Annotated in this window: 18 protein-coding genes; 1 reads left to right on the forward strand and 17 read right to left on the reverse strand. The window is 59.5% G+C overall.

What is annotated here, in order from left to right:
* From ML401_RS36505 to ML401_RS36545, 9 genes are all read right to left on the reverse strand, one after another.
* Positions 1–1767, reverse strand: a complete 1767-nt coding sequence (locus ML401_RS36505; protein ID WP_376717452.1) for an FAD-dependent oxidoreductase — start codon at positions 1765–1767, stop codon at positions 1–3.
* A 45-nt stretch (positions 1768–1812) separates the two neighbouring features.
* Positions 1813–2637, reverse strand: a complete 825-nt coding sequence (locus ML401_RS36510; RefSeq protein WP_285813291.1) for a phosphoenolpyruvate hydrolase family protein — start codon at positions 2635–2637, stop codon at positions 1813–1815.
* An 11-nt stretch (positions 2638–2648) separates the two neighbouring features.
* A complete protein-coding gene (locus ML401_RS36515; RefSeq protein ID WP_285813292.1) occupies positions 2649–3884 on the reverse strand; it encodes a Tm-1-like ATP-binding domain-containing protein in 1236 nt (411 codons plus the stop codon).
* 839 nt (positions 3885–4723) lie between these two features.
* On the reverse strand, positions 4724–5629 hold the full coding sequence (locus ML401_RS36520) for an ABC transporter permease (protein WP_285813293.1): 906 nt from the start codon (positions 5627–5629) through the stop codon (positions 4724–4726).
* 106 nt (positions 5630–5735) lie between these two features.
* Positions 5736–7277 (reverse strand): sugar ABC transporter ATP-binding protein, encoded by a 1542-nt coding sequence (locus ML401_RS36525; protein ID WP_285813294.1) that lies wholly within the window; start codon positions 7275–7277, stop codon positions 5736–5738.
* The gene (locus ML401_RS36530; RefSeq protein WP_285813295.1) at positions 7274–8236 is read right to left on the reverse strand and encodes an ABC transporter permease; all 963 of its coding nucleotides are present in this window, start codon (positions 8234–8236) and stop codon (positions 7274–7276) included. The genes ML401_RS36525 and ML401_RS36530 overlap by 4 nt, the downstream gene beginning before the upstream one ends.
* A gap of 65 nt (positions 8237–8301) precedes the next feature.
* Positions 8302–9477: a sugar ABC transporter substrate-binding protein gene (locus tag ML401_RS36535; RefSeq protein WP_285813296.1), complete on the reverse strand. Its 1176-nt coding sequence runs from the start codon at positions 9475–9477 to the stop codon at positions 8302–8304.
* 214 nt (positions 9478–9691) lie between these two features.
* Positions 9692–11206 (reverse strand): amidase, encoded by a 1515-nt coding sequence (locus ML401_RS36540; protein WP_285813297.1) that lies wholly within the window; start codon positions 11204–11206, stop codon positions 9692–9694.
* Positions 11207–11440: 234 nt separating this feature from the next.
* Positions 11441–11836: a nuclear transport factor 2 family protein gene (locus tag ML401_RS36545; protein WP_285813298.1), complete on the reverse strand. Its 396-nt coding sequence runs from the start codon at positions 11834–11836 to the stop codon at positions 11441–11443.
* Between the two features lie 435 nt (positions 11837–12271).
* Here ML401_RS36545 and ML401_RS36550 point away from each other — a divergent pair, with 435 nt between their 5' ends.
* Positions 12272–12772 (forward strand): hypothetical protein, encoded by a 501-nt coding sequence (locus ML401_RS36550; RefSeq protein ID WP_285813299.1) that lies wholly within the window; start codon positions 12272–12274, stop codon positions 12770–12772.
* A gap of 10 nt (positions 12773–12782) precedes the next feature.
* On the opposite strand, the gene ML401_RS36555 is transcribed toward ML401_RS36550, so the two are convergent.
* From ML401_RS36555 to ML401_RS36590, 8 genes are all read right to left on the reverse strand, one after another.
* On the reverse strand, positions 12783–14558 hold the full coding sequence (locus ML401_RS36555; RefSeq protein WP_285813300.1) for a phosphoenolpyruvate hydrolase family protein: 1776 nt from the start codon (positions 14556–14558) through the stop codon (positions 12783–12785).
* Between the two features lie 34 nt (positions 14559–14592).
* Complete coding sequence (locus tag ML401_RS36560; RefSeq protein WP_285813301.1) at positions 14593–15702, reverse strand: ABC transporter ATP-binding protein; 1110 nt, start codon at positions 15700–15702, stop codon at positions 14593–14595.
* Positions 15671–16525 (reverse strand): HAD-IIA family hydrolase, encoded by an 855-nt coding sequence (locus ML401_RS36565; RefSeq protein ID WP_285813302.1) that lies wholly within the window; start codon positions 16523–16525, stop codon positions 15671–15673. The genes ML401_RS36560 and ML401_RS36565 overlap by 32 nt, the downstream gene beginning before the upstream one ends.
* Positions 16518–17288 (reverse strand): SDR family NAD(P)-dependent oxidoreductase, encoded by a 771-nt coding sequence (locus tag ML401_RS36570; protein ID WP_285813303.1) that lies wholly within the window; start codon positions 17286–17288, stop codon positions 16518–16520. The genes ML401_RS36565 and ML401_RS36570 overlap by 8 nt, the downstream gene beginning before the upstream one ends.
* Positions 17285–18226 (reverse strand): ribokinase, encoded by a 942-nt coding sequence (locus ML401_RS36575; protein ID WP_285813304.1) that lies wholly within the window; start codon positions 18224–18226, stop codon positions 17285–17287. Before ML401_RS36575 ends, ML401_RS36570 begins: the two co-directional genes overlap by 4 nt.
* Positions 18223–19083 (reverse strand): carbohydrate ABC transporter permease, encoded by an 861-nt coding sequence (locus tag ML401_RS36580; RefSeq protein WP_285813305.1) that lies wholly within the window; start codon positions 19081–19083, stop codon positions 18223–18225. Before ML401_RS36580 ends, ML401_RS36575 begins: the two co-directional genes overlap by 4 nt.
* 11 nt (positions 19084–19094) lie before the next feature.
* Positions 19095–20030: a carbohydrate ABC transporter permease gene (locus tag ML401_RS36585; RefSeq protein WP_285813306.1), complete on the reverse strand. Its 936-nt coding sequence runs from the start codon at positions 20028–20030 to the stop codon at positions 19095–19097.
* 85 nt (positions 20031–20115) lie between these two features.
* Positions 20116–21501 carry an ABC transporter substrate-binding protein gene (locus ML401_RS36590; RefSeq protein ID WP_285813307.1) on the reverse strand — a complete coding sequence of 462 codons (1386 nt, stop codon included), beginning with the start codon at positions 21499–21501 and terminating at the stop codon, positions 20116–20118.
* Between the last annotated feature and the right edge of the window lie 521 nt (positions 21502–22022).

The following is a 22022-nucleotide window of genomic DNA, read 5'->3' on the forward strand; positions in this document are numbered from 1 at the left end:
TCAAGCTCCGGAAGCGGCGGCCTTTGTCTTTTGCTGCGTCGCCGAGAGGATAGCGTTGACAGCCCGGTACGCGAACACGATCGCAGGCCCGATGGTGATGCCGGCTCCCGGATAGATGCCGCGCATCGGGGATGTCATGTCGTTGCCGCAAGCGTAAAGGCCTGCAATCGACCTTCCCTGCCCGTCCAGGACCTGGCCGCAAGTATCGGTTGCCAGGCCGGTCGCCGTGCCTAGCGTTGCCGGAACGATTGGAAGCGCGATAAACGGGCCTTTCTTGATGGGTCCGAGATTTGGGTTTTTCTTGCTCACGGCGGGATCGCCGAGCGTGCGATTGAAGGCCGATTCACCGCGTTTGAACAGCGGATCGCGCCCCTCAGCGGCATGCGTGTTGTGTTCTTCGACGGTCTTTTGAAGCGCAGCGGGATCCAGTCCCAGCTGTTTCGCAAGTTCAGGAATCGTCCGGCCGACGTTGATGTAGCCAAGGCGCGCATATCTTCCGATGCTCAAGGTCCAGGGCCAGGGCAGCAGATGTCCCATGCCTCTCAACCGTACGAACTCCTGGTCGCAGATGAAGTAGAATCGCTTGTCTGCCGGATAACCGCTGGTGAACATCGCCAGGCAAATGTCGTGATACGAATTGGATTCGTTGACGAAACGCTTGGCATCCGGCCCCACGGCAATGACGCCGGGACGGCCGCGATCGAGCCAGCCGTAGGGGACCACTTGGGAGGAGCTGCCGCTCTTGAGAATTGAGACGGGAGTCCAGAAGCCGGCAGAGGCGACATTGTTGTCGATCGCAGCTCCAAGCCTCGTCGCAAGCGAAATGCCATCGCCCACAACGTCCGGATGGGCCAGCGTGTCATCGTGCTGGTGGGGACCACTGAGCGTGGCTCTTAACTCTGCGCTGCGAGCAAATCCGCCCGTTGCGAGGATGACGCTATGCGAGGCGCGCACGCGAAGCTCGGAACCGTTCCGCTTGACCACGGCTCCGGTGACGCGCCCATCTTCGCTGATCAGCTTTATGAGCGGGGATTCGGGCCATATCTCGACGCCGTGCTTGCGCAGACTGACGAGCAGGCGCGCGATCAGGGCGTTCCCTCCGCTGAGCTCGGTCCCGCGCCTGTGGCCCAGCCGGTCACGCGCGTAGCGACCGACACGCCGCAAGACGTGCCTGAGGGCGGCAAAGGATTGGAAGGGATTGAGGAAGCTTCTGACCTCGCTGGATGAGATCATCATTCCGCCAAGCACGACCCGGATTGGATCGCCGATCAGATCGAAATCGGCTCCGAGAAGCCGCCCATCATAGGGAGCCGGGCTCAGTGCCCGGCCCTTGTCGACGCCGCCGATCTGGCTCGAATGATAATCGGGCGCCGAGGCCAGCGTGAACTTGACCTCTGTCCCGTTCTCAAGGGCGGCGAGTGCAGCTGGGCCGTCCTCGAGATAAGCATCGACGAAGCCTGCCTGGTAATAGGTGCCAAGTTCATGCTGCAGGTAGGTCCTTGCCTTCGCAAGCGAGTCGTCGATCTTCGCTGAGCGCGCCTGGGGTGAGCAAGGAACCCAGATCATGCCATTGGAGAGAGCTGTCGTGCCGCCGAGCCGGGCGGATTTTTCGCAGACAGTGACGCGCAGTCCTGCTTTTGCCGCATAGAGCGCAGCTGAGAGCCCGGCTGCACCACTCCCGACCACGAGAACGTCGGTTGCCCATTCGTGATCCGGCCTTGCGCCTCGGGCGATCGCCACGGTCGTGCCCTTGCCTGATTGGCCCATCGGTGTGTCCATTCCAGCCTCTCTGCGATTTTCTTGGAACTGAGGTCAGTGATGTTGCGGAAGCGGAACGGCTTTGAACTCCTCGGCTGCCGCCTTCACTGCCCGTTCGATCGGAATTCGTTCGATGGAGGAGGCGCCGACAAATCCGACGCATTGCGTCGACCGGTACACCTCGGCCGTATCCTCGGGCTCTGCGATCGCACCGCCATGGCAGAGCAGGATCACGTCGGAGCGCGCGCTCCTGGCCGCGGCGTTGATGTCGTTGATGCGCTTGATCGCCTCTTTGACCGACTGCCCCTCCTCATGGCCAACGAGCCCGCCCCGTGTGGCGCCGACATGAGGGATGATGCAGTCGGCGCCGGCGCTTGCCATCGCCTTGGCATCGTCCGGGCTTGCGACATAGGCGAGCGAGTAGATGTTCTTCTTGCGCGCAGATGCGATCATCTCGACTTCGCGTTCGAAGCCGAGGCCGACGCGGCTGCGGCGGTCGCGCCACTTGTCGCCCATGGTCGAGATGGTGGGATAGTTGATCACGCCGGAGAAGCCGGCCGCCCAGAACTTGTCGAGCAACGCATCGAGATCGAGCCGAACGGGATCCCAGGCCTCAACGCCGCCGATCACGGGGATGGAAGAGACAACGTTGCGGATTTCTGCGGCAAGCTCGAGCGTGCGCGCGTTGGAGTCCCCGATCCGGCTGGTCGGAAGCCCCATCAGGCGCGACAGCCCGGTAGAGTAGACCACCAGCATGTCCGCGCCCCCGAGGACAGCGCATTTCGCCACCAGGCCGCAGCTGCTGCCGGCGGCAAGAACCGCTCTGCGCTCTGCCACCTGGCTTGCGATCTTCGCAAGGATTTCGCTTCGCTCAAACATTCGCATCGCCGTCAGCCTTCCTGCGCCAATTGCTCGAGGATCCAAGTCACGGCCGTCTCGGCAAATTCGGAATCGTTGATGTGACAGTTCAATTCGCGGACCGCGATTTTGGGCGGCAGATTCTTCTTGACCGCGTCCAGCCAAGCGCGGTCGGCGTTGCAATCACGGAACACGCCGCCGTCGCGGTCGTAGTCGGAGACGCCTCTTGCCGGCCAGAGCACGATGGCTGGCGCTTCTGCCCGCGACAGCCGCTCGGCCGTAAGCCGGCCGATGCTTGCGTTCTCGGACGGGGTTGTGCGCATGAGCGTGGTGTAGCGGGTATGGGAGTAGAACTGGCGGCCGCGAAACTGATCGGGGACGCTGGACGGTGGACCAAAATTGACCATGTCGACGGCGCCGGGCGCGACGACCTGCGGGATTGATCGATCCGTCGCTGCCTTGAGCCGATCCGGTCCGGCGCTGGCGGTGCCCCCGACGATTTCGTCAGCAAGCTCGGTTGTCGTCAGATCGATTACAGCGTCGAACTCACCGGCCGCGATCAGCTGTTCCATCTTGCGCCCGCCGGCCCCGTTTGCAGGGAAAACGATCGCATCGAGGCCGGCCTCTCCAAGACGTCTCAAGCATTGATTTGCCGCCGGCGTCGTCACTCCGAAGGCCGTGATGGCGACGATCTTCTTCCTTTTCCTCTGACGGGCTGGCTCATATTGCATGGCGGCCACGGCGCGGCCGGCATTGTCCAGGACGCGTTCGGTGAAGGCGTTGATTCCGAAGAGGTCGACAAGGGTCGGATAGAGGATGATGTCGTTATGGACGGCCAGTTCGGCGAGCAGTGCGGGCCTGGCGCTACTCACAAGGAGCTTCGGGAATCCATATGGCAAATCGCGGACGACCTCGCCAAAGACGGCGCTGCCCTTGCCACCCGCAATTCCGACAATTGCGCTGATCGCGCCTGATTGGCGGAGATCATCGACCGTTCCGCGCGCCGATTGGGCAATGTCGTTCAAGAGCTCGACGGGAGAAACGGCGCGGCCGCCATCTGTCGCCTCTTTGCCCGAGCTTGCCTTCGACGTACCGACGTCTATGACCACCGTCGTGCGGCCCAGGCCTTCGACGATGCTTTGGAGATAAGACGCTTCTGTGCCTTTCGTATCGAGCGTCGCCACGATTGCAACGGCGCCGGCGACTCCGACCTTGGGCGAGCGCCCAAGCCTGGCCGACTTCGCGTCGTCGGTGAAATGGTGCGACACGATCTTTCCTCTCCGATCGTTCTTGATACGAACGGTCTAAACGCGGCCGAAACGCTCAATAAGTGCCGCGCCGGCGAGAGTTGGGTAATATTGGGTAGATGTCTCGAAGCGATCGGGAGCGCACCAGCGGCTCTAGCCAAGGTTGCATAGCCTCTCCGCGCCCGTGTCTTCCCCTCTCTTCCCGGCATCTTCTGTCCGGCGTCCTTCGGGCCCATGAGGTGCGCGCGATGCGCAGCAGGCGAAGGTCATCTTCGCGAGCCATCCCTTGGGACGCTGTTTTACCCATTGCACAAAGTGCCAAGTGGTGAGCAAGTGGTGAGCGGGTGGACAGCTCGCGCGGTCAATGCCGAGGTCGAAGCCAGGACGATGAGACTTGCAAATGGCAGGCTTATGCTGGGGGGGAGAAATCCCGGTCGGCAGAAGTCTGGGCCCGAGGGGCCAGCTTCTATTCTGGGTGGCTGGCGACGGACGCCTGGTGGCTGCATGCGGGTTTGGGGATCTGGCGCTGTGGCAAAGGAAATCCCTATTGCCGAGATGATCATCAAGCGGGAACTCCAGGTCGAGGCAGTAGCGCTCGCCAATCCCGCGCAGAGCTTGAAGCTCCTTCTGCAGTGATCCAGCGGCGCTAGTGACCGGGTAAACGGCTTCCGCCAGGCCGTGCACCGATTACCCCACGGGAAAGCTTGGGCAGACGCAGCAAAGGCCAAAATGGCCGCCAGTCAGGCGAGCTGATGGAGAGGTCCTCGCAGGCATCGCGGGGCACCTCCCCTGCTTAGCCGAGCCCGAATAGCAGCCTTCTCGGGGCGTTCCTCACGGATAAGTCGCCGCGATTGCTCAATCTACTTGATGAAGGCGAGCCGCGATCGATCGAGGGTGATTGTGACAGCCAAAATCACAATGAGCCCGGTCACCATGATCTGGACGTAGGTATGGACACCGGCGATGTTGAGGCCGTTCTGAAGGACGGCGATCACCAACACCCCAATCAAGGTCCGGTGTACACCTCCTGAACCGCCCGACAGCGCCGTGCCGCCCATCACGACAGCCGCGATGGCTTGAAGCAACAGATCATCCCCCATGCGCGCAGTTCCGGTCGAGGTCCGCGCAACGAGAAGCAAGCCCGCAATTCCACAAAGCATGCCAGATACGACAAAGGCGATCGCCTTGGTACGCAGGACATTGATGCCGGAGAGCCGAGCGGTGACGCCTCCGGCGCCGATCGCAAACAAGGACCTTCCGAAGTGGCTCCTCGCGCCGATAAATGAAGCAAGGGAAAAAATGAAGAGTGCCAATATGCCCGCATTCGGAATGCGGCCGATGATTGAACCTGAGGCAACCCATGTCAGGTTGGGATTTCGAAAGAACACATTGACCCCGCCACTCAGCCAGGTCGAAACACCGCCAAGAATCGTCATCGTACCGAGCGTGGCGACAAAAGATGGCAGACGCAGACGGAGAACGAGGGTTGCGTTGATCAACCCACAAAGAGACCCGATGGCTGCTGCTAGCAAGGTTACATTGACCGCGCCCAGCTCAAAATCGCGGATCAGAACCGCCGACGAAATTGCCACAAGCGTCACGATCGCGCCAACAGAAAGATCCAGCGAGCCCATGAGGATCACGAAGGTGATGCCTGTTGAGACGATCAGCAGGATCGACGATTGCCGCATCAGGTTGAAAAGGTTCACCCAGCTCAAAAAGCGTGGATTGATGAGCGCAAAAACGATAACCATGGCGATCAGCAACAAGAATGGCCCGGCCGCATTTATGATTGGGCGATGTCGGCTGTAGAAGACTTCTGCGGCCCGCAATCTAGCTTTCAAACGTGATCTCGGTGCAATGATTTGGGGTTCAGACCATGTGTTGGACAAGTTCCTGCTCCGTCGGCTTGTTGTCAGCAGGTGCATTGCACTCGAACTGGACTTGTCCATCCCGCATGATGAAGATGCGGTTTGACATTCCGATTAGTTCAGGCAGATCGTCCGTTATGAGCAGAATGGACACGCCGTGTTCGATCAAGTCCCTCAGCAGAGCGTAGATTTCTTGCTTGGCGCCGACGTCAACGCCGCGCGTGGGATTGTCGAGCACAAGCACCCGAACTCCCCGCGCCAACCATTTGGCTATCACCACCTTCTGTTGATTGCCGCCGGAGAGAAATTGGCAGAGCTGTGCTGGCGCATGGCATCGGATGCGCAACGCATTGATGTGCTGTTCCGCAAGGGCTCGTTCTTGGGCGCGGGAAATAAAGCCGGCCGGTCGAGAGACAAGGGGGAGCGAGGCCAATGAGATATTGGCTTCAACCGACATGTAAGGCACGATGCCTTCGGTCTTTCGTTCCTTGGGGACGAATCCAACCCCATGCTCAATGGCAGCTTTGGCGCGGCCACGCAGTGGCAGAACGGCGCCGTTCACTTCGATGGTACCGGTCGAGGGAAATGGATCGAACCCGACGACGGCTCGGGCCACCGCCTCCTTCCCGCATCCCACCAGACCGCCAATCCCAAGGATCTCGCCTTTGCGGATATCAAAGCTGACATGCTTGATGTTTTGACCGCTCAGACCTTTGGCCGAGACTGCGACCGGCGCCTCCAAGAGCCCCAGCTGACGTTTCTCCATGTAGTATTCGTCTTCTCGGATCCGTCCGACCATCGCCTTATGAAGGTTTTGTTCGGAGATCTGTTCTCCTGAGAACTCGCCAACGCTGCGGCCGTCCTTGAAGACGTAAATCCGATCACAGAGCTCGACATATTCGGCAAGGCGGTGCGTAACGAGCACGAATGATGCCCGGTGACGGAATCGACGAATCGATTCGAAGAGAATCTTGACTTCTCGTTCGCCGATTGCGGCCGTCGGTTCATCGAGCAGGATGATGGGGTGATCGATATGGAAGTACTCGGCCAGCGCAAACGCCTTTGCAATCTCGATCATCTGCCGATCGTGAAACGCGTGATCACCCGTGCGACGGCGTGGATCGATGTAACCGAGATCAAGGTCCTTGAGGTGTCTTTCGCTGAAGGCGATCATCGCCTTTCTGTCGACGATACCCAGCCGATTGCGGAAATTGGCTTCCAAGGAGAGGAAGATATTCTCGTAGACGGCCAGGTTTGGAATAAGAGCCTGCTCCTGGAACACCATTGAGATTCCGGCCTCAACCGCCTCTGTATAGCTCAGCGGCCTATAGGCCTGCGCGGCCAGAATCATGCTGCCCGCGCTCGGTGGGTAAATGCCCGCGATGATCTTGAGCGTCGTCGACTTGCCAGCGCCATTTTCGCCCGCAATTCCAACGATCTCGCTCGGAAAAATGTCCAGATCGATTCCTTCGATGACAGATATGCCGTTGAAGCGCTTCGATCCTTGGCGCATCGAAAAAATCGGATTGCGCGCGTGTTTCACCTTACGTCCTCCGCACTCGCACGTTTGGTGTTGAGAAGGACGGCAAGCAGAATGATGGTCCCTTGCACGATCGTTTGCAGATAGGGGGGCAGAGCGAGTATGTTCATGCCATTGGAAAGCGTGGTTATGAAAAGAACTCCGATGATCGTCAGACTGACGTTGCCCACGCCCCCCGTGATGGCAGTTCCTCCAACGACCACTGCAGTGATCGTATCCAGGGTCATATAGCCGCCCATTGTTACCGTGGCCGATCCGAGACGGGCCGCCAGCAGCGCTCCCGCAAATCCGGCAAGGAGGCCAGACAAGGCGAAGGCCTGGACCTTGATCAGACGGACCTTGACGCCGATGAGAGCTGCCGTTTGCTCGTCGCTTCCGATCGCTAGCGTCATCCGTCCAAATCGAGTTCGGTCCCCCAGGAAGATTGCAGCCACGAAGATGACCACAGAAATCAAGACGGCGTTGGGAACCAGAACAACCGGAGCTCCTTGCGCAAAATCGATGACAGCAGGATCTGACACGGTCAGCGACCGCCCGTCTGAAATGAAGAGCGCTGCGCCTGAAAGAGCGGTTGCGGTTCCAAGAGTGACCAGGATGGAAGGGATCCTGAGGTAGACGTAGACAGCACCGTTGATCGCTCCGAATACCACCCCCACAAGGCAGGCGATGGCGATCGACCAGAGACCAAGGTCGGGCGCCGTCCGGGCGACCAGCATCCCGCAGAAGCTCGCAATTGCTCCGATCGACAGATCGATGGAGCCCATCAGGATCACGAAGGTTGCCCCGATGGAGGCAATGAGGAGGACCGAACTGGAGAGTTCAATTGCCCTCAGGTTTGAGCCGGTAAAAAAGGAGGGAGCCGTGACGCCAAAGACGACGCAAGCAATTGCGAATATTACAATTGTCAAGGCGCGCCGCGATAGCTCGCTATCTCTGTGCCGCATCAGCGAAGCGTCGAACATCTGGCGGTCCCATTAAAATCGAATGGATGATGGTGCCTCCCTTCGGAGGGAGGCGCCAGAGACGATCAGTCAGGGATTCGCTGCTTGTAGTGGTCGTTATATTCGGCCTTGAGTTGGTTGACGCAACCACCATCAAAGGCGTCCTGGTAGGCTTTCGGGAACTTGTATCCGGCCGGCGTGCGGCTACCCCAATAAGCCTTAACGTCGATTGGCCAAACCACGTTCTGAGAGTCCCAATCAGTGGGATGGAGAACCCGTGACATTTTCTTCCAGTCAAAGGGAAGCTTTTCGCCGGCGAGAAACGCCTGATACTTGTCGACATTCTGCGCCGTAATCAGGGTAGCTCCGGTGTACATCATGCGCTCGCAGGGGCTTGGCTTGAACCCCTTCGCAACGTCGTAAGCTCGCACCAGGGCAAAGCCTGCCTGCCACTGCGGGGTAAAGCCCATCGTCGCAAGGATCCGGCCTTCCTTCACAAGTTTGAGCGTCTCGCGATTGCCATCAAGGCCGGTGATCGGAATATGCAGGCCTGCATCTTCGAGAGCTTGCATCGCACCCAACGCGATGGAATCGTTTTGCGCGAAGACAGCATCAATCTTGGGGTGGGCCACCACCAGGTCTTCCATCACCTTGCGGGAGTCGACCTGGTTCCACTTGCCCGGCTGGCGGGCAACGACCTTGATGTTGGGATATTCCGCCAGAGCCTTTTCAAAGCCCGCGGTCCTGGCAATGTCTGCGTCGACGCCGGGGAAGCCCGTAATGTGCACGACGTTGCCCTTGCCGCCAATCTTGTCAAAGAGCACTTTCGCGATCCGATAGCTGTTATCGACATCGTCAGGCGTGAAGAACGTCGCGAAAGCGTAGTTGTCGGACCCTGCATCCAGAGGATGGAAGCCGGGTACTGACTCCCAGACGGCAACGTGGACGGCGCCCACTTTCTTCGCCATCTCGACGATCGTCTTGATGTTCGAGGCAACCAGGTTTTCGCCGAACGTAATCTTGACGCCCGCGCCGAATTGCGCCTCATAGATCTCGATCTGCTTGGCGGCGTCACCTTTTCCCGAAAGGATGCGATAGTTCAATCCCAGGGCTTTGGCCGCCTGCTCGGCGCCCTGGGACCAGTTGTTGAAATACTCGTTTTCGAGCGTGGACACTTCGGACAGGACATCTTCGGCCCTGGCAACGGCAATCGATCCCAGCAGGGTCGTCGCCGCCAGAAAGTACGTGTACAATTTTCGCATCAGTTCCCTCCTCTTACTCGAATGAAAACTGCAGTCTCTCGGTAAAGTGTGGTCGAGCCTTCCCGCCGCCGTTCTCGGTTGAGTTCTAGGACGACGGAAATGCTGTGAATGTCGTGTTGCGGTCTGGCGCGACTTACGTGACGTTGATTGACGCATCAAAGCCCGTGATGTTGATAAGCTGCGGCAAGTGCCTGTCGCCCTGCCTGACCGGGTTCTACATCTTCTTCCAGTCGCCACTCTGCTCGAACGCATGTGCGGCACGATAGATGGTGGTTTCCTCGAAATGGCGGCCAACGAGCATCATGCCAACGGGCAGTCCATCCACCATTCCGCAGGGCAATGACATGGCCGGATGGTGAGTGATGTTGAAAGGAGCGGTGTTGGTAAACATCTCCGTTGCGCGCGTGATATAGTCCTCTCGGCTGACGTTCAGTGGAGGAAGCTCCGTCGCCTTCATGGGCGTCGTCGGTAGAAGAAGCAGATCGTAAGTCTTGAGCGCGCTTTCGTAAGCGGCCGTCAAGCGACGAGAGACGTTGACGGCCTTGCCGTAGAAGCGCGGCCCGTACGTGTTGTTGATGTAGGTGCCGAGTAACAGGAACAGCTTCGCCTGTTCAGACAGGAAGTTCGCCTTGCGCCGCCAGCCGCGATGGAAGTCCATGAGCGACAGCGAAAAGAGATCGGATCGGCTGGTCCCATAGCCGTCGCCGAACATCATTGTTTGCGTCGCGCCCTCCGTGCCGATCGGTGTCCAGATCAAGGCGCCCTGGTTGTGCATGGGTACCGAAACCGCTTCGACCGAAGCCCCGAGGTCCTTGAAGCGCTTGGCCGCTTCATGAACTGCTCTATTGACAGCAGCTTCTGCCCCGGGGTGCTCAAAACCTTCCTTGAGAACGCCGATCCTGAGGCCGCTGACGGTTTGACCGAGCGCCTTGGTATAGTCTTCGACTTTGGGAGCTTTGATGCGGGGATCGTAACCATCGTCTCCGGCAATGACTTCCAACAGCAGCGCGTTGTCGGCGACTGTAGCTGTCATCGGACCTGTGTGATCGAGGGTCAGCTCATTGGGCATAATTCCGGTATAAGGGACGAGGCCCCAGGTGGGCTTCATGCCGTAAATGCCACAAAATGAAGAGGGCATGCGTATCGAGCCGCCCTGATCGCCGCCGATCGCCATGTCGACTTCGCCAAGCGCGACGACGACACCGGATCCTGAAGAGGATCCCCCAGCGGAGTATCCCATCTTGTAGGGATTGTGCACCGGGCCAAGCGCTCCGGTATGGCTGCCCCCCGATGTGCAGAAGCATTCGCAGTGCACCTTGCCGGCGATTTCGGCGCCCTCGTCCAGCATGCGGCTGACGATGGTCGCATCGATGTCAGGGATAAATCCTTCGAGGGTCGCCGAACCGTTCATCATCGGCACGCCGGCGAGCATGATGTTGTCTTTCAGCGCAACAGTCTTTCCCTTGAGCTTGCCGCTCGAGGCGCCCTTGACACTGGTCTTGCGGTACCATGCGTTGCGCAGATTTTCTTCAGGTGGCGGCTGATAGCCAGGCGTGCGTGCGTATTTTACTGCAGGCAGCTCGTCGGGGATGCCGTCAACATATCTGTAGCCTTCGAGGGATTGGGCAATCAGACCGCGAAAGGAAGTAATGTCCTCGTCCGTCAGGGAAAGGCCGCATTGTGTTGCTACATCTTGTAGCTGTGCAGGCGTGGGCGGGACAACTGACACTTGGCTCTCTCCTGTCGTTCCTACACGGGACCCACTCGACGGTGGTTGATTGAGCGAGACTAAGGACCGCAGGGCCCGCGAAGCTGCGCTCATGACAACGGGATTGGGTAATTTTGGGAAAAGGAGCGGGTCCGCTTAGGCTCAACGTATGTGTAAGGTTGCGCCGTGGCCTGCTCTCGCGCGAGGTGGACAGGCTTACACTGGGCTTGTTGCCGGCCGCCTTTGCGCGGCAGATTAGGTTGGCGAGCCTTTTTCTGAGGGGCTGGCCGAGGAATGATGATGTCGGATTTTCCATGCGCCGAGGTGCCGGCGCAGCACGAAGGTGAAGCGGGCGGGGGTCACAAGGGGCTCTCCCTCGCGGTCTTCGGAAAAGACGTATTCTCCGACTACCAGGGCAACCTCAGCCGCCAGGCTCATGCTGGACCATGTGTCAAATCGGACACTGGCGGTGCCACGGAAATAGGTGCGCAGCTGTTCGGCGCCGATGTAGAGCGCTGGACTGGATGTGCCGAAAAGCAATGCATCATCCGCGTAGAGGGCAACGAGGTCCTGCCATTTGTGTGAGTTGAAGGTGCGCTCCCAGAGCTCCAGGAAGGCGCGAACGTCCGGAGTAGCGTGTTCGTTGTTCACAATGGGCCCCACTCAGTTGCAGTCAAAAGATCGCGAAGCCCGACCGAGCGAGCAAAATCGATCGCGAAGCGCTCCTCATGCAAGCTGGGGGACCGTGAACTGAATTCTAAAAAGAGACCGCTGCTGGAGCTCTCCAACAGCGGCGTAAGTCGAGGGAGGAAGCAGACGAGCCCGGCCTGCCAGCGGATAAGTGAGACGTCGTCGGAAGCTGCCGTGCCGGTTTGAGCTTTCGGATCGATGTGTAGATGTCGTGCAGATCTCTAGACCGAACTGAAACGCCGTATAAGATCAGTGCGATGTTTAAATGGGTAAGATTGGGTAGAAGCGTTGAAGGAAAGAGCAGTCGGCAAGCTCATTTCAGCCAGGTCAGACACGGGCGAGCGCGATCGCCTAGCAATCTATTCGCCGGCTTTAGGGAGCCTTCCGGAAGGCTCCATGCTGGTCATGGCGACCTTGCCCATCATTGACTGGAACGATTGTCTGTTACGGGACCTGCGCACGTTCCCAAAGGAGAGATCTGCGGGTGTCTACGCCGCGATCGTCATGATTGATCCCTTCGCTTGCTGGGAGGATCTTGCTGATGTGTTGAAACAGGCCGGGATCATGGGGATCATCAATTTCCCGCCCGCATCTCTCATTGAGCGGTCAACGACAGGGATGCCCATTGAGAGCGGACAGGAGATCGAGCTTCGACGTCTGGAATGGTTTGCGAGTCTGGACTTCAGAATCTTGTTCGCGACGGATGACATCTCTGAGACCGCAACGGCCGAGCGGCGCCTCGGCTCGCATCTGACCGGCATAGTCCAGGTGCCGGAAGAAGCTCTCAAGTTCGTGATTGGCGATCGAGTTGATTTGGTAAGCGCCGGGAAGCGAGGCGCGCCGGTGGCGAAGTTCGCACTTCTGAGCGGTACGAAGCCGCAAGCGCGAAAGAAATGAGGAACGGAGCCTACTCCAGGATCCGCAGCTTCTTGATTTTGTTGTAGAGGGTCTTTCTGGAAAGTCCAAGGGACTGGGCAGTCTTTCCGCGGTGGAGCTTGTTTCGTTTCAGGCCTTCGATGATCCACTCACGCTCGGAGAACACGTTTGTCCGCTTCACGGCCGATGATGCGGTCAGCAGGGGTCTTAGAACATCAGCCGTAATGTGTGACAGTTGCAGCGTCACCAGCTGGTTGACTATTTGGCGCAGTTCCCGCAGGTTTCCCGGCCAATCATGCCCGGCGAGCGCCAGGAAGGCAGAATTCTCTATTCCCAGTGTTGGCGCGTTTGAATCCCCTTTCGCCTCCACCGTGAAATGCTGGACCAGCTGGGGAAGGTCTTCGAGCCTGTCCGGCAAGGCCGGCAGGGCTATGTCAAGCCCGGCAAACAGGGCAAGAAGCCGAGGGCAGAGCACGGTTTGAAGGCTGGCGCCGCGAGCAACTGTTGCCGTTGCAATGATCCGTGCGTTGGACCGCACGACCGACACCCCGTTCAGGGATGTGAAACCGCCGGTCTCGAGGTAATCAGCAAGACGGTCCTGGCCATCCCGCGGCAGTTGATCCAGATGCAGCAGCAGGACTGCAGTGCCATTTGCAGCTTCCAGAAGCGAGAGTTGGCGTTTCCTGGTTTCATCGCGCTCCGCGCCAAACAATGCACCGACGGTGTCCGCTGCAGCCCCGGCGCGGCATTGGAAGAGCGCGGCCTTTGTGTGTTTGCGGTCGCTAAAGCTGTGAACGAGGTTCGCTATCCTGCGCTTTCCCGAGCCTGCTTCGCCCCACACGAGCACGGGATTGGGATTGGCAGCCAGGCGCTTTGCGGCCTCCAGCACCCGCTTCATGACGGAGGATTGCGCGATGATACCGTGTCTGAAGCCACTCAATTGGAGCTGACGCTCGAGCAGATCGACTTTCTCGCGCAAGAGGTGAATCGTCTTGAACCCGGATGTGACCTCGAGGACCGACATTTCCAGCGGGACCCGGTCCAGCGAAGAGCCGCCGATAAAACCCTGAACGCCCGTTTCGCGGCAGATATCGAGGAGTTCGTCGGGCTTTGTGATGGGGCCGCCGCCGAGAAGACAGATGACGTTCTTGTCGGTGGAGTGCGCCACGCGCGTCACGGCGCTGGTCCGCGCTGCGAGCTCGGACTGGCTGATCGATGGATCAGATCCGCTTTCGACGCTGCGATTGAGATTGAAGTTGATGCAGATCGCCTCAATGCCTGCTTCGACCATGCGCCGCGCTTCAGTCTGGGAGCGGGTATAGGCGATGGTCATCAGACCGCGTTGCCGGGCTTTGATCAGAAGTTCGATTTCTCGCTCGTAGCCGAGGCCAGACTTCTCGAGCAAGGACCTTCGGAAATCATCGATGTGGATGACTGAAGGGAAATTTGTAACTCCGGTGAAACCCCATCGGATGATCCGATCGAGGAAGCGATCGAGATCGAGGCTCGGATCGAAGGTGCATGCGCCGAAAAAGACCGGCAGTTTGGTGCTGGGCAGGATTTCGGTCCGGCCGAAACCCGCGACGAATTCGTTGCTGTTGCGGATGGGCAGGATCGAGGCTGGCGAGGAGCCGCCCATGGCGCGAAAACGGCCAGCGTTGAGCGCAAGCACAAAATCGGCACCGGCCCGCTCGGCGGCCCTTGCGGTCATGCCCGAGCCGATGCCCGCCCCGAGCACGAAGGAACGGGAATTGCGGAAGAACTGCCTGATCCCTGCGTTCTTGACCTGCTCTACCCGGTTGTGCATACCGGCCGCGCCTCCTGTGCGGCAGGTCTGAAAATTAGCTCCAATTTGCGGGTGCGTGCAACCGCTGCAGGGCCTTTCCGTTGGCCATGAACAGGTGGCAGTCGGCTGGTGAAGCCGCAAGCCGGACCTTGCCAGATCGCCTGGAAGGCTCGATCCTTGGCGCTTTGGCGACCACAGCTTCCTTGCCTGCGTTGCCATAGATGTAGGTGACGCTGCCAAGGTGCTCGACGAAATCGACGTCCAGCTCGAGAGCAATCTCTTTGTCTCCTTCCGGCTGCGAAAAATCATCGGGACGAATCCCGAGCGTGATTGGCTTGCCGACCAGCAATTGATCCGGGCGCACGGGGACCGAGACGGTCGAGCCCGCATCAAGTTTGACCTCCATACCTGTCTCGTGCGCGGCCTCGATATGACCGCCCAAAAAATTCATCTTAGGCGAGCCGATGAAGCCGGCGACAAAGCGCGATGCCGGGTAATGATAGAGCTCGTGGGGGCTTCCCACCTGCTCGATATTGCCGTCCTTGAGCACGACGATCTTGTCGGCCATGGTCATGGCTTCGATCTGATCGTGAGTGACATAGATCATGGTGTTTCCGAGCTGCTCGTGGAGCTTGGCAATCTGGACCCGCATCTGGACTCGCAACTCGGTGTCGAGGTTGGACAGCGGCTCGTCAAACAAGAACACCTTGGGCTCGCGGACGATGGCCCGCCCGATCGCCACGCGCTGGCGCTGTCCGCCGGAGAGCTGCCGCGGCTTGCGATCGAGCAGATGGTCGATCTGCAACAGGGATGTGGCCTCACCAACCCGCTTCTCGATCTCGGCCTTTGTGGCCTTGGCCATCCGCAAGGGAAAAGCCAGGTTCTCCCGGACGGTCATGTGCGGATAGAGGGCATAGCTCTGGAACACCATGCCGAGATTGCGGTCGGCCGCGTCCAAATCATTGACGAGCACATTGTCGATGAAAAGCCGTCCTCCGCTGATCGGCTCCAGCCCCCCGATCATGCGCAGCAAGGTCGACTTCCCCGATCCTGAAGGCCCGACGAAGACGACGAATTCGCCGTGATCGATGCTCAGGTCGATATTGCGCAGGATCTGGATGGTCCCATAGGCCTTATTGAGGCCTTCCAGTCGAACATTGGCCATCACGCTCTCCTCTGCCGCACGGCGTCTTGACCAGCCTTACGGCGATTTCTGAAAGGCTGGACACGGTAAAGTCGGCGGGCAGCAGCGCCGCGTCCTTGCGAAGTGGCACGCCTGTCGTGACGAGCACGGCAGGAAGGCCGGCCCGCTTGCCGGCCTGGATATCTGTCTGTATCTGGTCGCCGATCATCAATGTGGATTGGCGTGGCGTTCCAAGCCGCGAAAGCGCGGCTTCGATCATGTGCGTCTCCGGTTTGCCGACGATCAGAGGCTGGACTTGAGTTGCGGCTGCAACTGCCGTGATCATGGCACCTGCCCCCGGTTCGAAGCCGTCTGCAGTCGGCAAAAGAAGATCAGGGTTTGTGCCTATGAACACGGCGCCGCCCAGGATAGCCGCAACCGCAATGCGCAGCTTCTCATGCGTGATCTGGCGGTCGAGCCCCATCACAACGACTTCAGGCTTCGCATCGGTGACTTCGAGACCCGCCTCGGCAATCGCTTTGACAAGTGATGGCGCGCCGATGACGAAGGCCCGTGTCAGTTTCGGGTATTGGGCCCGAATGAGCTCCGCGGCCGTGATGGCGCTCGTCACGACCTGCCTCGGGGAGATCGAAAGCCCGAAACCTTCGAGCTTGCGCACAACATCTTCCGACGTGTGGGTCGAATTGTTGGTGACGAAGCAGAAGGGCACTTCTGCCCCTTGCCAGTTCTTGAAGGCCTCGATGGCGTCCGCGATCGCGGCATTCCCCCGGTAGACCACGCCATCCAGATCGGAGATGACACCGGCGATCTCGGGCCATTGAAGCTGAGTGCCGGACTTAGCCATTCATCAGCATCCCGCCGTTCACGTGAACGATCTGGCCGGTCATGTAGGAAGCCGCAGGGCTTGCCAGAAACACGGCAAGGCCGGCAATGTCGTCGGGCAATCCAACCCGTCCCAATGGGATCCGGCCGCTGTGGCGAGCTTCCGTCTCCTCACGCGGACGGCCATGCATGGGGGTGTCGATGATCCCCGGCGCGATTGCATTCACATTGATCTTGAGCGGCGCGCATTCATAGGCAAGGAGCTTTGTGATGTCGTGAACGATTGCCTTGGAGAGGCAATAGTCCGCCCCCCCGGCCTGATAGTTGAATACGGCGCCTTGCGAAGACAATGAGGAGCCGACATTGACGATGCGTCCGCCCTTGGTTGTCATGAAGCGCCCGATCGCCAGCTTCGAGCAGCGGAGGATTGCGACCGAGTTGATCTGGATGGTGCGTTCGATCTTGTCGGCCGCCCCGCTCAGGAGCGGCTGGGCAGATTTGATGCCGGCATTGTTGACGAGCACGTCGAGCCGCCCGAAGCGTGTTCCGATCTCCTCGAGCACGCGCGCCACGTCCTCTTCGCGGGAAACGTCCATGGCCATCGGCAACACGCCATTGCCATGGGGAAGTCCCACCAATATCTGCCTGAGGCTTTCGAGATTGGCGTCCGTCGCAACGACGTTGGCCCCTCCTGCCCGAAACGCATTCACAATGGCAGATCCGATGCCGCCCCCTGCCCCTGTCACGAGCACCGTTCTGTCTGAGACTGAGAACTGTTCGGTCATTCCAACTCCAAGATCGTTTGTGATTTGAGGAATTCGTCGACCTCTCCTGCCAGCGGCATTGAAGCCTGCGCCCCGCGGCGCGTTACGCACAGGGCAGCAACGGCCAATGCTCGTCTGACCGAATCCCTCAGAGGCAGGCCTTGAGCGAGCGAGGCGGCAAAAGAGCCATTAAAGGCGTCCCCGGCGGCCGTGGTATCGACGACTTTGACGGGAAAGGCGCGCAGCGCAAACGAGTGCGCTGCGTCGGCATAGAAGGCGCCCTGCGCCCCCAGCGTGATCAGAGCGGCTTTGGGTCCGAGGTGCAGAAGCTTGGAAGCCGCCGCTGCGGCGCTGTCGAAATCGGTCACCTCGACCCCGGTGAGCTCGAAGGCCTCGGTCTGGTTGGGGATAACGTAATCGACTTGTCGCCATGCCGCCGGCGAAAGCCCGGGTCTGACCGGCGCCGGATTGAAGATGAGCTCGAAGCCCTTCTCGCTTTTCATTTCAAAGAGCCGGTTGAGGGCGGAGATGGGCAGGCCCATTTCGGCAACAACGACAGCGCCTGGCGCGATGAATGCGGCCGCGCTCTCAACCATGGCCGGTGTCACATTCAGATTGGCGCCGGGATCGATCACGATCATGTTCGAACCGTCGTCTCCCACCAGGACCAGGGCCGAGCCGGAGACCTCACCGGCGCAAATGGTGATGGCCTCGGCACGGACTCCGGCTTCGCGCAGCGACTGCAAGAGGGACTGGCCAGCCTCGTCCTCGCCAAGACGGGTGTAGAAGAGGGGCTTCAGCCCAAGCCGTGCGGCCGCCACGGCCTGATTGGCACCCTTCCCCCCGGGATTGCGGTTCAATTTGCCCATCAGGCTTTCACCCGGCGTTGGCAGCCGCTCGACATTGAAGCAGAGGTCGAGATTGGTCGTTCCAAAGAACATCAAGGGCCTGGGATTCATTTCACTGCCCCGAAAGTGAGGCCGCGTTCGAGGTGGCGCTGGCCGATCACGATCAAGATCACCGGAATGATCATGGTAACGACCAGTCCTGCAGCCATGACGGGATAGAACTGCACCCCCGGATTGAGAAGCTTGAGTAGCGCGACGGTCACCGGCGCCTTGGTGGAGCTGAGGATCAAGCCGAGCGCGAAGTTGTGCCAGGCCAGCAGAAAGATCAGCAAGGAGGCGCCGATCAGGCCGGGCTTGAGAAGCGGCAGCACGATATGCAGGATGACCCTGACGGGTTTTGCCCCGTCCATCGCCGCGGCCTCCTCTATGTCCTTTGGAATATCCTCGATGTAGGAGCGGCTCAACCACACGATCATAGGCAGCGTGACGACCTGGTAGACCCAGATCATGCCGAGATAGGTGTCGTAGAGTCCGATGGTCTGGAACACGCTGAAGAGCGGGATGACGACGAGCAAGGCCGGGGCGAACCTGAAGCCAAGAATGAAAAAGGCGATGTCCTCCTTCATCGGGATGTCCCGCCTTGCCAGAACGTAGCCGGCGGGCACGCCAAGGAGCAGTGAGACGAAAACCGATCCGAGCGCGATGGCGACGCTATTTGTCACCGGAGTGAGGAAGTCGACCTTGATGGTGCCATAGCTTGTCGCGCCGGCCTGCGCGGCGTCGAACAGCACCCGGAAATTCTCAAGCGTCGGCGAGAAGATGAACTTGGGCGGCCAGGCCATGACCTCGCCCTGCTGCTTCAACGACATCAGTAGGATCCAGATCAGCGGGAAAGCGAGAATGAGCGCGCAGATGCCGACCAGCAGGTTGAGGGCGATATTTGTCGATCTTGAGCGATTTAGGCGCATGTCGCGTCTCGTCAGCTAACGCGTTGGCGGACGTATCGCCACAACTTGACCGTGAGGACTGCTCCGGCGAGGACGATGATCCAATTGACGACCATGAGGGCCGCGCCGCGGCCGAAAGCGAGGTTCTGGAATGCGGTGATGTAGGCGCGCACGGAAAGAACGGAGGTGCTGTTGCCGGGACCGCCTTGCGTCGTTCCGAAGATGATGTCGAATTGATTGAGAGATTCGATCAGACGGAAGACCGCAGCGATCAGGATGTAGGGCGCGATCAACGGCAGCTCAATATAGAGGAAGGTTGACCAGCCCTTTGCACCATTGACGCGCGCGGCCTCCCTGATCTCCTCATTGATGCCCTGAAGGCCGGCGAAGATGATCAGCGTGAAAAAGGGGGTATAGGTCCATATGTCGATCAGGACGAGGGAAATCATCGCTGTCGCGGGATCAGAAATCCATGCAAACCGGCCAATTCCTGCAAGTGACAGCAGATAGTTCAGGATGCCGCTCTGCGGATCCATCATCGTCGTCCACATCAAGGCAACGCTCATGGGCGGAAGCACGAGTGGCAACAGAATGACGGGCCGCATTACGCGTGCCAGGAACACTTCGGTGGCAAACAGCTTGGCGAGGGCAAGGCCGAGCACGGCTTCCGCAAGGACCGCTGATCCAGCGTAGACAATTGTTGCTCGGACGCTATTCCAGAAGTCGTCTGACTTGATCAACGCGGCGTAATTGGCAAGGCCAATAAAGTGGACCAGTGGCCGGCCGAACTTGAGATCCGTCAGGGACTGAAACACGCCGTAGAAGAACAGGAACAGAAAGCCAAGAAGGATCAAGACCGCCGGCGCGATCGCGGCGATGCTCCACCAGTCAAGGCGCGGCCGGCTGGCGCTCTTGGCCGCGCCGTCTTGCGCCGAAGCGAGTTGGCTCACTGAAGACTGCAGCGTCACGATTGCGTCTGATCCTGAAGAATGCATTTCAAGTGACATCGAAATCCAAGGGGGCGGCAGGCAGGCCTGCCACCCCTTTGGGACTTCACATCGACGAACGGATCTCGGAGGCAAGGTCAGTCAGCGTTGCCTTCACATCCGCTCCATTGACCATCTTCTGCATCGCCACCGCCCAGGCATTCATCGCCTCGGCGAAGCCGACGCGGGCCGTAAAGGCGAGTTGCGCCCGGTCCTGCACCGTCTTGAACGTCTCGACGAAGTTGTTGAATTCAGGCTTTGCGGCGTATTCGAGCCAGGCCTTGTCGCTCCAGGTCGATGCGCGGGGAGAGTTGACGAGCTTGCCTGCAACGGCACCGTTCAGCTCGACTTGTTTGGAGGTGGCCCACTGGATGAAGAGCCAAGCTGCGCCCTTCTTCTGGGAGGCGGCATTCATGGCCAGAGACCAGATCCAGATGTTGGATTCGAAGTTCTTGCCGTTCGGTGCGCGCAACGGGGGCGCAAAGGCGATCTTGCCGGAGGCGGGCTTGCCGGCGACGTCGTTCCAGAAACCGAACATGTTGGAATCGATCGCCATGGCGGTCCGCCCTGAATTGATCCCTTCGACCACCTGGTACCAATTGTCATTGGCAAAGGAGGGAGCGGCGCATTTCTTGATCATGTCGGCATAGTCTTTGTGGAAGGCGATCGACTCGGACGAATCCAGGCCCGTGTCGAGCTTGCCGTCCTTGACGACGAAATCGTGCACGCCATAGGACCTCGCAATCGAGATCGCAGCCGTGTGGATGCTGCTCCAGAACCTTACGCCGCGAACGCCGAGAGGCGTGATGGTGGGATCGACAGCTTTGAGCTTCTCGCAAGCGGCCGACATCTCCGGCGGGGTGCTCGGGACTTTGATGCCATGCTTGTCCAGGACATCCTTGCGGTAGAACAACTGGATGTTCTCGAAGCCATGGGGGATCGCCCAGACCTGCCCGCTTCCGGCCTCGATCTGGCCCTCCTTGACCTTCCATGTCAGCGCGTCGCGCAAGGCCGGGAAGAAGTCCTTGTAGTCGTAGGCTGCAGTGGTGAGTTTTGGATCGTTCAGATATCGATCGAGCGGCTCGAGCAGTTGGCCCGGGGCAAGGTCCCAGGCGGGCTGGATGCCCGTGCCGACAACATCCCAGCTTGGCGATTTCGTGCTGAGCTGGATCGTCAGCTTATTCCAATAGGCATCGTCCGGATAAAGCTCCGGCGTCACCTTGATGCCGGTGAGTTTCTCGAACTCCGGCAACTGGGCCGCAACAGCGTCAGCATAGGGGTGAATATCGTAGGCCCAGACGATCGACGTGCCTTCGAATTGCCGCCAGTTGATGTCGTCTGCGTTGGCCTGGCTGCCAGCCAGTGCCGCCCCGGCCAGCACGGTGGAGCAAATGAGAGCTTTTTCGATAAAATGAGCCGAATGACCGCAAACAGCGGCTAGTGTCCTTGGCATGATTCCCTCCGATGGGGCTCTTTGGCCCGCAAACCACGCGCCCCCTCCTCTAGCAGAGGCCGCAGTACGCGAAGGCTATGCGCCATTCTAACGGGCTAAGCGGTTTTTGAAACCGAGTTTGGGTAAGGTTGGGTAAGGGCCAGAAATCGGGTTCTTTAAAAAAATCGACTGGCCGCTTACGAGGCTACGGCTTGGTGCGGGGAGTAGCTGAACGGCTCAGTGCCGGCAAGCGAACGATCTCGAGCCGCTGCAGGCGCGCATCGAGCCAGCCGAGCCTCGCCCTAAGGCGCGGGGAAGAAGCGAAAGGCACGTAACGTCCGAGACCGAAGGCGCGTGCGGCATTCACGCGCATCTGCGTCGTTGAGCGCAACAGATCTGTAAAAGGCGGTCGAACGCGCCAATTGATCGAGCCTTTGCGAGAGCAGAAGCGGCTTGGGAATCGATCCTGCACTTCAGCCTTTGCCGCTCCTGTGGATCCTCGAGAACGAGCACCACTTGTTGGAATGTCCTCAGATGCCCAT

It is taken from the genome of Bradyrhizobium sp. 62B, assembly GCF_030272265.2.
Taxonomy (GTDB): Bacteria; Pseudomonadota; Alphaproteobacteria; order Rhizobiales; family Xanthobacteraceae; genus Bradyrhizobium.

What these genes read in the sequence shown, in the direction of transcription:
- ML401_RS36570 (WP_285813303.1), bottom strand. Translation starts at nt 17,288, where the DNA reads ATGACCGAACAGTTCTCAGTCTCAGACAGAACGGTGCTCGTGACAGGG.
- ML401_RS36550 (WP_285813299.1), top strand. Translation starts at nt 12,272, where the DNA reads ATGCTGGTCATGGCGACCTTGCCCATCATTGACTGGAACGATTGTCTG.
- ML401_RS36565 (WP_285813302.1), bottom strand. Translation starts at nt 16,525, where the DNA reads ATGGCTAAGTCCGGCACTCAGCTTCAATGGCCCGAGATCGCCGGTGTC.
- ML401_RS36530 (WP_285813295.1), bottom strand. Translation starts at nt 8,236, where the DNA reads ATGTTCGACGCTTCGCTGATGCGGCACAGAGATAGCGAGCTATCGCGG.
- ML401_RS36510 (WP_285813291.1), bottom strand. Translation starts at nt 2,637, where the DNA reads ATGTTTGAGCGAAGCGAAATCCTTGCGAAGATCGCAAGCCAGGTGGCA.
- ML401_RS36535 (WP_285813296.1), bottom strand. Translation starts at nt 9,477, where the DNA reads ATGCGAAAATTGTACACGTACTTTCTGGCGGCGACGACCCTGCTGGGA.
- ML401_RS36555 (WP_285813300.1), bottom strand. Translation starts at nt 14,558, where the DNA reads ATGCACAACCGGGTAGAGCAGGTCAAGAACGCAGGGATCAGGCAGTTC.
- ML401_RS36575 (WP_285813304.1), bottom strand. Translation starts at nt 18,226, where the DNA reads ATGAATCCCAGGCCCTTGATGTTCTTTGGAACGACCAATCTCGACCTC.
- ML401_RS36560 (WP_285813301.1), bottom strand. Translation starts at nt 15,702, where the DNA reads ATGGCCAATGTTCGACTGGAAGGCCTCAATAAGGCCTATGGGACCATC.
- ML401_RS36505 (WP_376717452.1), bottom strand. Translation starts at nt 1,767, where the DNA reads ATGGGCCAATCAGGCAAGGGCACGACCGTGGCGATCGCCCGAGGCGCA.
- ML401_RS36580 (WP_285813305.1), bottom strand. Translation starts at nt 19,083, where the DNA reads ATGCGCCTAAATCGCTCAAGATCGACAAATATCGCCCTCAACCTGCTG.
- ML401_RS36590 (WP_285813307.1), bottom strand. Translation starts at nt 21,501, where the DNA reads ATGCCAAGGACACTAGCCGCTGTTTGCGGTCATTCGGCTCATTTTATC.